The sequence below is a fragment of the Cupriavidus sp. GW821-FHT07C08 genome, from assembly GCF_059419025.1.
Genome location: NZ_JBWKQZ010000012.1, coordinates 26446 through 38801 on the forward strand (window position 1 = coordinate 26446; position 12356 = coordinate 38801).

Consider the following 12356-nt stretch of genomic DNA (forward strand, 5'->3'; position numbering starts at 1 on the left):
TGTTAGTTACGCACCGGCTTGCCGGTCTGCAGCATGCCCATGATGCGCTCCTGCGTCTTGCTGGTGCCGAGCAGGTCGACAAAGGCCTTGCGCTCCAGCGCCAGCAGCCAGTCCTCGCTCACCAGCGAGCCGGCCTCGACGTCGCCGCCGCACACCGCTTCGGCAATGCGGCTGGCGATCAGGAAGTCGTGTGCGGAGATAAAGCCGCCGTCGCGCATATTGACCAGCGATGCCTTGATGGTGGCAACGCCCGAGCGGCCGGCCACCGGGACCAGCGTCGGCAGCGGCGCGCGGTAGCCGGCATTGGCCAGCGCGCGCACTTCGTTCTGCGCCACGTAGAGCAGCTCATGCACGTTGAAGACAATCTTGTCGGACGGCTGCAGATAGCCCATCTGGCGCGCTTCCAGCGCCGAGGCCGAGACCTTGGCCATGGCCGCGCTCTGGAAGCGGCTGGTCAGGAACTGCAGGATGTTGGTGCTGCCCGCGGCCTGCGCCGCGCGCGCGGCTGCCAGCGCGGCTTCCTTCAGGCCGCCGCCGGCCGGCACCAGGCCCACGCCCACTTCGACCAGGCCGATATACGTCTCCAGCGCGGCTACGCGCGAAGCCGAATGCAGCATCAGCTCGCAGCCGCCGCCCAGCGCAATGCCGGAAGCCGCGGAGACCACCGGCACCGAGGCGTATTTCACGCGCATCATGCCGTCCTGGAACTTCTTCACGAACGGCTCGATGCCCTTGGCGCCGCCCATCATGAAGGCGGGCATGGCCGCTTCCAGGTTGGCGCCGGCAGAGAACGGGCCGCCCGGCGCGCCCAGCTGCAGCGAGGTCGGCTGCCACACCACCAGGCCCTTGTAACCGGCTTCGGCCTGGTCGATGGCGCGGGTCAGGCCGTCGATCACGTCCGGCCCGATGGTGTTCATCTTGCTCTTGAACGAGACCACCAGCACGTCGTCCTGGCCTTCGCTCACCCAGATGCGCACGGCGTCGTTCTCTTCGACGGTGCGGCCGGCCTTGCGCGGATCGGCCGCGGCAGTGCCCTTGATCGCGGCACGGAATGCCTGGCGCTGGTACACCGGCAGCGTGCTGCGCGCGACGAATGACTGCGTCGCCGGCGACCACGAACCGGCGGCGGCATGCACGCCCTGGTTCTCTGCCACCGGGCCCTCGAATACCCATGCCGGCAGCGGCGCGGCCGACAGCGCCTTGCCGGCTTCCACGTCTTCCTTGACCCACTCGGCCACCTGCTTCCAGCCGGCCGACTGCCAGTCTTCGAACGGACCCGAGTTCCAGCCGAAGCCCCAGCGGATCGCCAGGTCGATGTCGGCGGCGGAACCGGCGATCTGCTCCAGGTACACGGCGATGTAGTGGAACACGTCGCGGAACACCGCCCACAGGAACTGCGCCTGCGGGTTGGTCGACTCGCGCAGCAGCTTGATGCGCTCGGCCGCATCCTTCTTCAGCATGCGCACCACGATCTCGTCGGCCTTCTTGCCGGCATCGACATACTGGCCGGTCCTGGCGTCGAGCACCTTGATGGCCTTGCCTTCCTTCTTGTAGAAGCCGGCGCCGGTCTTCTGGCCCAGCGCGCCCGCGTCGACCAGGCCCTTGAGCACGGCCGGGGTCTTGTACACCGGCGCGAACGGGTCGTCGTGCAGGGTGTCCTGCATGGTCTTGATCACGTGCGCCATGGTGTCCAGGCCGACCACGTCCGCGGTGCGGAAGGTGGCGGACTTGGCGCGGCCCAGCTTGGAGCCGGTCAGGTCATCGACCACGTCGAACGGGATGCCGAACTTCTCAGCTTCGGCAAACACAGCCAGGATCGAGAAGATGCCGACGCGGTTGGCGATGAAGTTGGGCGTGTCCTTGGCGCGCACCACGCCCTTGCCGAGCGTGGTGGTCAGGAACGCTTCCAGCTGATCGAGGATCTGCGGCTGCGTGGTCGCGGTCGGGATCAGTTCGACCAGGTGCATGTAGCGCGGCGGGTTGAAGAAGTGCACGCCGCAGAAGCGCGACTTCAGGTCCGCATCAAACCCGTCGGACAGCGCGGTGATCGACAGGCCCGAGGTGTTGGTCGCGAAGATCGCGTGCGAGGCCAGGTGCGGCGCGACCTTCTTGTACAGGTCATGCTTCCAGTCCATGCGCTCGGCGATCGCCTCGATCACCAGGTCGCATTCCTTGAGCAGCGCGATGTCGTCCTCGTAGTTGGCCGCCTGGATCAGGCCAGCCTCTTCCTTGATGCCCAGCGGCGCGGGCGAGAGCTTCTTCAGGTTCTCGATGGCGCGCAGCGCGATGCCGTTCTTGGGGCCTTCCTTGGCGGGAAGGTCGAACAGCACCACGGGCACGCGCGCATTGATCAGGTGGGCGGCGATCTGCGCCCCCATGACGCCGGCACCCAGCACGGCGACTTTCTTGACGATGAAATTGGACATGCTCGCTCCTGGATTAGTGAGCGTTAGACAGATGCGAAGCCGTCGTTCCCGGCCAGGAACGACGGGTAGAGTCGACTCAGAACAGGTCTGCGTCCAGCGCCATCAGCGTGGCCGAACCGGCGCGCGCCTTGCGGATCTCGGCGGCGGTTTCCGGCAGCAGCTTGGCAAAGTAGAAGCGTGCCGTGGCCAGCTTGGCGGTGTAGAACTTGTCGCCGCTGGCTTCCTTCTCCAGCGCGATCTTGGCCATGCGGGCCCAGAAGTACGAGAACACCAGGTGGCCCACCACGCGCAGGTACGGCACCGCGGCGGCACCCACCTCATCGGCATTGCCCATCGCCTTCATGCCGATTTCCATGGTGAGCTTCTGCACCTTGTCGCCAATGTCGGCGAGCGGGTTGATGAACTCCTGCATGGCTTCGTTGGTGCCTTCGGCCTCCACGAATTCCTGCACGATCTTGCCGAAGGCCTTCATCCTGGCGCCCATGTCGCCCAGGATCTTGCGGCCCAGCAGGTCCAGCGCCTGGATGGTGTTGGTGCCTTCGTAGATCATGTTGATGCGCGCATCGCGCACATACTGCTCCATGCCCCACTCGGCGATATAGCCGTGACCGCCGAACACCTGCATGCCCTCGTTGGTGGATGTGAAAGCGTTGTCGGTCAGGAAGGCCTTGATCACCGGCGTCAGCAGCGCGACCAGGTCGCCGGCCTGCTTGCGCACGGCTTCGTCAGGGTGCGACAGCTCGCGGTCGATCTGCAGCGCGGTCCAGTAGCTGAAGGCGCGGCCGCCTTCGGCGTAGGCCTTCTGCGTCAGCAGCATGCGGCGCACGTCCGGGTGCACGATGATCGGGTCGGCGGGCTTGTCCGGCGCCTTCGGGCCGGTCAGCGCGCGCATCTGCAGGCGGTCCTTGGCGTAGGCCAGCGAGTTCTGGTACGCCACTTCGGTCAGGCCCAGGCCCTGCGCGCCAACGCCCAGGCGGGCGGCGTTCATCATCACGAACATGGCGTTCAGGCCCTTGTTGGGCTCGCCCACCATCCAGCCGCGGGCGCCGTCCAGGTTCATCACGCAGGTGGCGTTGCCGTGGATGCCCATCTTGTGCTCGATCGAGCCGCACTTGATGCCGTTGCGCTCGCCCGGGTTGCCGTTGGCATCGGGGATGAACTTGGGCACCACGAACAGCGAGATGCCCTTGGTGCCGCCCGGCGCGTCCGGCAGGCGTGCCAGCACCAGGTGGATGATGTTCTCGGCCATGTCGTGCTCGCCGGCCGAAATGAAGATCTTGGTGCCCGAGATCAGGTACGAACCGTCGGCCTGCGGCTCTGCCTTGGAACGGAGGATGCCGAGGTCGGTGCCGCAGTGCGGCTCGGTCAGGCACATGGTGCCGGTCCATACGCCGGAGACCAGCTTGGGCAGGTAGGTCTGCTGCAGTTCGGGCGTGCCGTGCGCGTGCAGCGCCTCGTACGCGCCGTGCGAGAGGCCCGGGTACATGGTCCAGGCCTGGCCGGCCGAGTTCAGCATCTCATAGACCACATTGTTGATCACGATCGGCAGGCCCTGGCCGCCGAATTCGGGATCGCACGCCAGCGCCGGCCAGCCGGCTTCGACGTACTGCTGGTAGGCTTCCTTGAAGCCGGTGGGGGCCTTGACCACGCCGTCGCCGACGTAGGTGCAGCCCTCGCGGTCGCCCACCTGGTTGAGCGGGAACACGACGTCCGAGCAGAACTTGCCGGCTTCCTCGATGACCTGGTTGATGGTGTCCGCGTCGATGTCCGCGTGCGGCGGCATCGCCTTGAGTTCGGCTTCGGCGCCGAGCAGTTCATGGAGCACGAACTGCATGTCGCGCAACGGTGCGGTGTACTGGCCCATCTGAGACTCCTTGGAGTTGTGCGATGCCGCCACGCCGCCCGTCCCGCTTGCGCGATACGGTCCGACCGGGGCGACCTCAGGTACGGTAAGACTGAATCAGCTTGTTGAGCGCGACCATGGCAAGCTCGGCACTGTCAGGCAGGCGCAGGAAACGGGCGTCATGATGCAAGCCTAGTTCAAGGCTGTACATCTCGAACAGCATCAGGCGCGGATCGCAGTCCGCGCGCAGGTGCCCTTCCTCCCGCGCCTGGTTGATGGCGCGCGTGAGCGCTGCCCGCCAGATGGTGACGCTCTTGACCAGCTCGTCACGCACCAGGCTGCCGGCACGGTCGTCGTACTCCACGGCGCCGCTGATGTAGATGCATCCAGTCGTCACTTCCTGGATGCGCTTTTCCATCCAGCGCCGCACCATCGACCACAGCCGGGGCAGGCCGCGCGGCTCCTGCAGCGAGGGATAGAACACCTCCTGCTCGAACCGGCGGTGATACTCCCGCACCACCTCTACCTGCAGGTCTTCGCGCGAACCGAAATGCGCGAAGACACCGCTCTTGCTCATCTGCATGCGTTCCGCGAGCAGCCCGATGGTCAGACCTTCGAGCCCGTCGCGGGACGACAATTCCAGTGCGGCATCCAGAATTGCCACGCGCGTCATTTCACCCTTGCGCATTGGCGCGGGGGAGGCGGCGGCGGATTCGAGACGGGCTGACTGGTGTCGCATGTTTTTTCTCCGTTCTGCGATGCCCTGCTGCGGCATCGCGTATGACCCTGACGTTGCATTTCTGCTTGCGGCCGAACCGGCGGATTTGCCGGTGCATACCGCGAATGCACGCAGTCTAAGCCAAAAAAGAACGGTCGTTCAGATTATTCTGGCGCAGCAGCCGACCATCAAGCTTTTAATTAGACCGCTGTTTCTAAACGGACTGCAATGCAGCATGCCCGTCATGTCGGGCATGGCTTGCACGGCAACCGGTTGTCGCCAGCGCCCTGCCGCAGAGCAGCAAACGCGCACCGCGCTCGCGGCTGCCGTTCAGTAGCGCCCTGTGACACCGGCAATGATGACACCGAGGCGCAGCAGCATATAGGCCGCCCAGTTGGCCAGCCGGTGCAGCGGCGAGCGGCGCGCATGCACCTCCGGCATCACGCGCACGCTGCGGTGCGCAATGGCGAATTCCAGTGCGGTACGCAGTTCAGCGGCGAAGGCCGCATCATAAACGGCGACGTTGGCTTCGCGCGCAAGCAACAGGCTGAACGGGTCCATATTGCTCGACCCGACCGTGGCCCAGGCCTCGTCCACCACGCCCACCTTGGCGTGCAGGAAGCTCTCGGCATACTCGTAGATCTCGACGCCGGCCTCCAGCAGCGAGGCATACAGCGCATGGGTGGCGTAGTGCTGCAGCCGGTATTCGACCCGGCCCTGCAGCAGCAGCCGCACGCGCACGCCGCGCGCGCGGCAGGCCAGCAGCGCGCGCCGCATCTTGTGGCCAGGCAGGAAGTAGGCGTTGGCCAGGATCACGTCGTGGCGCGCGGCGCCCAGCGCGCGCAGGTATTCGCGCTCGATGGTGCGGCGGTTGCGCAGGTTGTCGCGCAGCAGCAGCGCGGCGCGTACGCCGCCCGCGGCTTCCGCGCGCGGCGGCAGGTCGGTGGCCAGCGGATAGTCGGCCACCGCGGCGGCGCGTTCGGCGCCGTGCATATCGCGCAGCGACAAGCGCCACCAGAGCCGCTCGGCGGACAGCGCGATGCCGTCCACCAGCGGGCCGCTGACCTGCACCGCGAAGTCATAGCGCGGCCCCAGGTTGGCGCCTTCGAACGGGCCGTGGTTATGGTCGTCGATGATATTGATGCCGCCGACGAAGGCCACGCGCCGGTCGATCACCGCCAGCTTGCGGTGCAGCCGGCGCAGGTGGCGCCGCGCCAGCCGGAAGCCGCGCAGCATGCGGAACACGCGCAGTTGCACGCCGCCGGCGCGCAGCCGCGCAGCCAGCTCGGCGGGCATGTCGCCGGCGCCGAATCCGTCCACCGTCACGCGCACGGTCACGCCGCGTGCGGCGGCGCGGATCAGCGCGTCGCTGACCGCGCGGCCGACCGCGTCATCGGCATAGATGTAGGTTTCCAGCATCACCTGGAACGCGGCCTGGTCGATGGCGGCGACCAGCGCGGGGAAGAAGTCCTGGCCGCCGTGCAGCAGCCGCACCGCATTGCCGGTGGTGGGCTTGCCGCGGCGCCAGGTCCAGCGCAGCATGTGGCGGCGCGGCGCGTGGTCGCCGGCCGCGGCCGGGTCGTGCGCGCGGGCGTCGGCATGAGCGGAGTGGGATATCCGTGACATGCCGTGATTATCGGACAGATTGCCGGGCGCAAGGCGCCGCGCGCACATTGGCAGGCGCATCTCTGCTATCGTCGATACTGATGCTTGCCCGCGCAGCCAGCGACGGGCCATCGACGACTGACGCCCCCCACGGAACCCATTGTGAAGGTATTCGGCATTACCGGATCGTCCGGCAGCGGCAAGACCACGCTGCTGGACCAGCTCATCCCCTGTTTCGTCGCCGCCGGCCTGCGCGTGGCCGGCGTCAAGCACACCCACCACGGCTTTGACCCCGACACGCCCGGCAAGGACTCCTGGCGCATGCGCGAGGCCGGCTGCGCCAATGTCGTGCTGGTCGGCGCGCGCCACCTGACGCTGATGCGCCACTACCCGGAAGCGGTGCCCTCGCCCGAACTGGACGATGCGCTCGCCGTGCTGCCGGCCGACACCGAACTGGTGCTGGTGGAAGGCTACAAGCGCAGTGATTTTCCCAAGCTGGAGGTATATCGCCCGGCACTGGGACGCACGCCGCTGTGGGACGAGGTGCCGGGCGTGGTGGCGGTGGCAAGCGACGACCCTGCCGCGGTGGCCGCCATGACCGCGCTGCCGGTGCTGGACCTGAACGACCCGCAGGCGGTGTTCGCCTTCATCCGCGACTATCCGGACCGCGCGCGCTGAATTCAGGCGGCCTTGCCGGCGGGCTCCGCGGGCATGGCCAACTCGCCCTGCGGATGGCCCAGTTCCGCCACCAGCGGCACGTGGTCCGAGCGCTGCGCCCAGTCGCGGCCGGTCAGCGCATGCGCGCGCTCGATCTCATAGCCGCGCACATAGATGCGGTCGAGCTGCCACCACGGCATATGGCTGGGGAAGGTATGCAGACGCGCGCCACGCGCGTGCGAGGCCTCGACCGCGCCCAGCGTATTGCAGATCTGCGCATCGAGCCGGTGGTTCCAGTCGTTGAAGTCACCGGCAATCACCAGCGGCATGCCGGCCGGCACCACGTTGCGCACGCGCTCCACCAGCGCCTCGGCCTGGCGCGCGCGGCTGCGCGCGAACAGGCCGAAATGCACGCAGATCAGGTGCGTTTCCACCCCGTGCACATCCGCCACCGCATGCAGCAGCCCGCGCTGCTCGAAGCGGTGGTCGGAAATATCCAGGTTCTCGGACATCAGGATCGGGTGGCGCGACAGGATCGCGTTGCCGTGATGGCCGTAGTCATAGACCGCGTTGCGCCCGTAGACCGAGTGCGGATACGCGTCGGTGGCCAGGTAGTTGAGCTGCGTATGCTCCGGATCGAACAGCGCCGCGGCCACCAGCCGGTCGTTGCGGTCCTGCACTTCCTGCAGGAAGACAATGTCCGCATCCATCGCATGCAGGCCGGCGCGTACGTTCTGGATGCGCGGGCGCCGCGAGATGCCGGTCACTCCCTTGTGGATGTTGTAGGTGACCACGCGCAGCTTCATGGCTGCGCTCCGTACAACGCCTGCGGCTCGCCAGCGCCAGCCCCGGCCGCGCGCCAGGCCAGCTGGCGGATGGCCTCGGCATTGCTGCTGGAAAAGCACTGCTGCGCTGCTTGCTCCCACGGCAGCCACCGGTATTGCAGATGTTCGCGTGGTGCCAGCGTCACCGGCAGCGCCTCTTGCACACGCAGCCCGAACCAGTGCTCTGTATTGCGCGTGACGCCTTCGGCGTAGCGGTGGCGCCACTGCGGGTAGATCTCGTACTGGATGGTGTGGCCCCAGTCGGTCAGCTGGTGCTCGCCGGCGATGATGCCGGTTTCCTCGGCCACTTCACGCGCGGCGGTCAGGGCCAGGGGTTCGTCCAGGGTGTCGAGGCTGCCGGTCACGGACTGCCAGAACCCCGGGCGATCGGCGCGTTCCAGCAGCAAGACTTGAAGATCTGGCGTGTAAATCACCACCAGCACGGATTCCGGGATCTTGTAGGACATGGGTCTGGGCGAAAGGACAAACCCAAGGATAGCGCAGCCGCGCCGCGTTGCCACGCGAAAGCGTGGCGGCGCTCGCCCCAGGCTGCCCGCGGCAGCCTTCAGGCGGCGCTGCGCGCGCCATACGTGGCATGGGGTGCCAGGTATGGCTCGTCGGCGGCGGTGCGCTGCCAGGTGTCGAACACCTGGGGCGAATCGCCGTGGCCCCAGGCGGCACGCAGCTGGTCCATCAGCGGCGCCAGCGCCTGGCGGTAGCGTTTGGACGCGCCATGCGCGTGCGTGGCCAGGGCGTCGGCGCGGTGCCGGACCTCGCCCTGCAGCCGCGTGCGCTCCAGCGCGATTTCCTTCTCGCGCTGTCCCAGCGCGTTGTACTTCTGGATCAGGAAGCGCTGGTAGTCGCCGCCATCCATGCCCTGCGCGGCCTGCGCGTTGACCTGCTCGAAACGCAGCACGATGCTGCCGGTTTCCTGCTCGATATGGGCAACCTCGGCGTCCAGGGCCTGCAGCGCCTCCTGCACGCGCTGGGCATCGCGGCGCAGCGCCTGCACCTGCGCGGCCTCGTCCTCGAACACGCGCTGCGCATCCAGGTAGGCCTGCACCACCGGCTGCGGCGCCACCACCAGCAGCGGGTCGGCGCCGTCGGCGCGCTGGCCGGCCAGCAAGGCGTCGTCGGCCAGGCGCAGGTTGCCGAGCTCGTCCAGCCAGCGCCCGCGCGTCATGACCACGCCGACGGTATCCAGCGCCAGCCGGCGCAACGCTTCGGCGCGCTGCATTTCCACCGGCTCGGCCGCCGCGGCGGGCGCGGCCGACTGCACCGCATGGGCGATGTCGGGCACGCAGGCCGCCACGGTGGTGGCCACCGATTCAGACATGGCCTGCGCCGAGCGGCGCACGGCGCGGCGCAGCTCGAAGCGAGCCAGCAGCATCATCAGCAACCCGGCCACCAGCCAGGTCAGGATGGTTTGGTCATGGGCCAGCAGGAACTGGCGGATCAGGTCGATATCCAGGGTCACGAATTTCCTCCCGAGTGCCGGAAGCCTTCATTGCGAGGCCCCTCGGCAAATTGCGTGTCAAAAAGAGCAGACCCCGCCGCGGCGCCCTTCGTTCCGATCGGTAACAAATCGAAACGAAACCAATGCGCCGCGCGCCTCACAGCGCAGGCGGCCCGACGTTGCGCATAAAGCAAAAAAGCCGCGCAATTGCGCGGCTTCCTTGCGGGCTTCGGGCGACTCAGGCCGTCAGCTTGGGCTCGGCGGCGCGCAGGCGGATGTGCAGCTCGCGCAGTTGCTTCTCGTCGACCGAGCTCGGGGCCTGGGTCAGCAGGTCCTGGGCGCGCTGGGTCTTCGGGAAGGCGATCACGTCGCGGATCGAGTCGGCGCCGGCCATCATGGTGACGATGCGGTCCAGGCCGAAGGCCAGGCCGCCGTGCGGGGGCGCGCCGTACTGCAGCGCGTCCAGCAGGTAGCCGAACTTGGCACGGGCTTCCTCGTCGTTGATGTTGAGCGCGCGGAACACCTTGCTCTGGATGTCCGAACGGAAGATCCGCACCGAGCCGCCGCCCATTTCCCAGCCGTTCAGCACCATGTCGTAGGCCTTGGCCAGGCACTTGCCCGGGTCGGTCTCGAGGTATTCCAGGTGCTCGTCCTTGGGGCTGGTGAACGGGTGGTGCATGGCCACCCAGCGCGCGTCTTCCTCGTCGTACTCGAACATCGGGAAGTCGACCACCCACAGCGGCTTCCAGGTGTCTTCGAACAGGCCGTTGGCCTTGCCGAAATCAGAGTGGCCGACCTTCAGGCGCAGCGCGCCGATCGAGTCGTTGACCACCTTGGCCTTGTCGGCGCCGAAGAAGATGATGTCGCCGTCCTGGGCGCCGGTGCGCTTGAGGATCTCGGCAATGGCGGCGTCGTGCAGGTTCTTGACGACCGGCGACTGCAGGCCGTCGCGGCCCTTGGCCACTTCGTTGACCTTGATCCAGGCCAGGCCCTTGGCGCCGTAGATGCCGACGAATTGGGTGTAGGCGTCGATCTCGCCGCGCGAGATCGCACCGCCGCCCGGCACGCGCAGGCCGACCACGCGGCCGTTGTCGCTGTTGGCGGGACCCGAGAACACCTTGAAGTCGACGTCCTTCATCACCTCGGTCAGCTCGGTGAATTCCAGCTTGACGCGCAGGTCAGGCTTGTCCGAGCCGAAGCGGGCCATGGCCTCGCGGTACTCCATCACCGGGAAGGTGGCGTCCAGGTCGACGTCGATGGCGTTCTTGAACACCGTGCGCATCATGTCCTCGAACAGGTCGCGGATCTCCTGCTCGGTCAGGAACGAGGTCTCGCAGTCGATCTGCGTGAATTCCGGCTGGCGGTCGGCGCGCAGGTCTTCGTCGCGGAAGCACTTGGTGATCTGGTAGTAGCGGTCGAAGCCCGACACCATCAGCATCTGCTTGAAGATCTGCGGCGACTGCGGCAGCGCGAAGAAGTGGCCCGGGTTCACCCGCGACGGCACCAGGTAGTCGCGCGCGCCTTCGGGCGTGCTCTTGCCCAGCATCGGGGTCTCGATGTCGATAAAGCCCTGCGCATCCAGGAACTTGCGCACTTCCATCGCCACCTTGTAGCGCAGGCGCAGGTTGTACTGCATCTGCGGGCGGCGCAGGTCCAGCACGCGGTGCGTCAGGCGCGTGGTTTCCGACAGGTTGTCGTCGTCGAGCTGGAACGGGGGCGTGACCGACGGGTTCAGCACGGTCAGCTCATGGCACAGCACCTCGATCTTGCCCGAGGTCAGGTTGGCGTTCTCGGTGCCGGCCGGGCGCGGACGGACCTTGCCGGTGACGCGGATGCAGAACTCATTGCGGATCTCTTCGGCGGCCTTGAACATCTCGGGGCGGTCCGGATCGCACACCACCTGCACCAGGCCTTCGCGGTCGCGCAGGTCGATGAAGATCACGCCGCCATGGTCGCGGCGGCGCTGGACCCAGCCGGTCAGGGCCACTTCCTGGCCCGAGAATTGTTCGGTCACCAGACCGCAGTAGTGAGTACGCATGGAGGACATAAAGAGATTCCCGGTAAAACGCGGCCGCCCGAAGCGCATCGGGCGGCCCGTGATCAGATTGGATGCTTAAGGATCGGTCGTCTCGACCGTTTCCTCGTTGCTGGCCCTGCCGGCCGGACTGGCCGGGGCTGCCGGCCGGAGGGCGCTGCCGTTCTTGCGCGGCAATTCCGCCGGTGCCACCACGCCCATCGAGACGATGTACTTGAGCGCGGCGTCGACGGTCATGTCGAGTTCGATGGTGTCGGCCTTGGGCATCATCAGGAAGAAGCCCGAGGTCGGATTCGGCGTGGTCGGGACGTAGACGCTGACGTATTCGCCCTGCAGGTGGTTCTGCACGTCGCCGCCGGGGCGCCCGGTCAGGAAGGCGATGGTCCACGAGCCCTCGCGCGGGTACTGCACCAGCAGCGCCTTGCGGAAGGCATTGCCCGAGGACGACAGCAGCGTGTCCGAGACCTGCTTGACGCTGGTGTAGATCGGGCCCACCACCGGGATATGGCCCAGCAGCGCTTCCCACCAGCGCACCAGGCGCTGGCCGATGAAGTTATGCGCCAGCAGGCCGACCAGCAGGATGACCAGCAGCGTCAGGATGGCGCCCAGGCCGGTCACGCGCTTGCCGAACATCAGCCGGTCCGGGCGCCAAGCCTCGGGCAGCAGCGCCAGGCTCTGGTCCATCGTGCCGATGATCAGGCTGAGCACCCACAGCGTGATGCCCAGCGGCACCAGCACCAGCAGCCCGGTCAGGAACCAGGTTTTCAGGGCGGAAGTCTTCTTGGCAACCAC

Annotated in this window: 11 protein-coding genes; 2 read left to right on the forward strand and 9 right to left on the reverse strand. The window is 67.2% G+C overall.

Annotated features, from left to right (window positions below):
• Positions 1-2: 2 nt before the first annotated feature.
• The 3 genes from AC07UK_RS16745 to AC07UK_RS16755 all read right to left on the reverse strand — a co-directional run bounded on the left by AC07UK_RS16745 (position 3) and on the right by AC07UK_RS16755 (position 4957).
• Positions 3-2426, reverse strand: coding sequence for a 3-hydroxyacyl-CoA dehydrogenase/enoyl-CoA hydratase family protein (locus AC07UK_RS16745; RefSeq protein ID WP_494686024.1), 2424 nt, complete (start codon positions 2424-2426; stop codon positions 3-5).
• A 76-nt stretch (positions 2427-2502) separates the two neighbouring features.
• Positions 2503-4290, reverse strand: a complete 1788-nt coding sequence (locus AC07UK_RS16750; protein ID WP_316152901.1) for an acyl-CoA dehydrogenase C-terminal domain-containing protein — start codon at positions 4288-4290, stop codon at positions 2503-2505.
• A gap of 76 nt (positions 4291-4366) precedes the next feature.
• On the reverse strand, positions 4367-4957 hold the full coding sequence (locus tag AC07UK_RS16755) for a TetR/AcrR family transcriptional regulator (protein ID WP_026201385.1): 591 nt from the start codon (positions 4955-4957) through the stop codon (positions 4367-4369).
• Positions 4958-5006: 49 nt separating this feature from the next.
• Here AC07UK_RS16755 and AC07UK_RS16760 point away from each other — a divergent pair, with 49 nt between their 5' ends.
• Complete coding sequence (locus AC07UK_RS16760; RefSeq protein WP_479943577.1) at positions 5007-5324, forward strand: hypothetical protein; 318 nt, start codon at positions 5007-5009, stop codon at positions 5322-5324.
• On the opposite strand, the gene clsB is transcribed toward AC07UK_RS16760, so the two are convergent.
• A complete protein-coding gene (clsB, locus tag AC07UK_RS16765; protein ID WP_494686056.1) occupies positions 5318-6661 on the reverse strand; it encodes a cardiolipin synthase ClsB in 1344 nt (447 codons plus the stop codon). The two genes, AC07UK_RS16760 and clsB, sit on opposite strands and share 7 nt — an antisense overlap.
• Positions 6662-6754: 93 nt before the next feature.
• Between clsB and mobB the strand changes: the two genes are divergently transcribed.
• On the forward strand, positions 6755-7270 hold the full coding sequence (gene mobB, locus AC07UK_RS16770) for a molybdopterin-guanine dinucleotide biosynthesis protein B (protein WP_035822773.1): 516 nt from the start codon (positions 6755-6757) through the stop codon (positions 7268-7270).
• 2 nt (positions 7271-7272) lie between these two features.
• Here mobB and AC07UK_RS16775 read toward each other — a convergent pair whose 3' ends face one another.
• From AC07UK_RS16775 to AC07UK_RS16795, 5 genes are all read right to left on the reverse strand, one after another.
• On the reverse strand, positions 7273-8055 hold the full coding sequence (locus AC07UK_RS16775; protein ID WP_013955544.1) for an endonuclease/exonuclease/phosphatase family protein: 783 nt from the start codon (positions 8053-8055) through the stop codon (positions 7273-7275).
• Positions 8052-8540: a dihydroneopterin triphosphate diphosphatase gene (gene nudB, locus AC07UK_RS16780; protein ID WP_494686025.1), complete on the reverse strand. Its 489-nt coding sequence runs from the start codon at positions 8538-8540 to the stop codon at positions 8052-8054. The genes AC07UK_RS16775 and nudB overlap by 4 nt, the downstream gene beginning before the upstream one ends.
• A gap of 98 nt (positions 8541-8638) precedes the next feature.
• Positions 8639-9550, reverse strand: coding sequence for a membrane protein (locus AC07UK_RS16785; protein ID WP_035822767.1), 912 nt, complete (start codon positions 9548-9550; stop codon positions 8639-8641).
• 217 nt (positions 9551-9767) lie between these two features.
• Positions 9768-11576, reverse strand: a complete 1809-nt coding sequence (gene aspS / locus AC07UK_RS16790) for an aspartate--tRNA ligase (protein WP_494686026.1) — start codon at positions 11574-11576, stop codon at positions 9768-9770.
• 66 nt (positions 11577-11642) lie between these two features.
• Complete coding sequence (locus AC07UK_RS16795) at positions 11643-12356, reverse strand: DUF502 domain-containing protein (protein ID WP_436220814.1); 714 nt, start codon at positions 12354-12356, stop codon at positions 11643-11645.

Coding starts and splice junctions, on each gene's coding strand:
- clsB (WP_494686056.1), bottom strand. CDS start 6,661: ATGTGCGCGCGGCGCCTTGCGCCCGGCAATCTGTCCGATAATCACGGC.
- AC07UK_RS16760 (WP_479943577.1), top strand. CDS start 5,007: ATGTTTTTTCTCCGTTCTGCGATGCCCTGCTGCGGCATCGCGTATGAC.
- AC07UK_RS16745 (WP_494686024.1), bottom strand. CDS start 2,426: ATGTCCAATTTCATCGTCAAGAAAGTCGCCGTGCTGGGTGCCGGCGTC.
- nudB (WP_494686025.1), bottom strand. CDS start 8,540: ATGTCCTACAAGATCCCGGAATCCGTGCTGGTGGTGATTTACACGCCA.
- AC07UK_RS16750 (WP_316152901.1), bottom strand. CDS start 4,290: ATGGGCCAGTACACCGCACCGTTGCGCGACATGCAGTTCGTGCTCCAT.
- aspS (WP_494686026.1), bottom strand. CDS start 11,576: ATGTCCTCCATGCGTACTCACTACTGCGGTCTGGTGACCGAACAATTC.
- AC07UK_RS16755 (WP_026201385.1), bottom strand. CDS start 4,957: ATGCGCAAGGGTGAAATGACGCGCGTGGCAATTCTGGATGCCGCACTG.
- AC07UK_RS16775 (WP_013955544.1), bottom strand. CDS start 8,055: ATGAAGCTGCGCGTGGTCACCTACAACATCCACAAGGGAGTGACCGGC.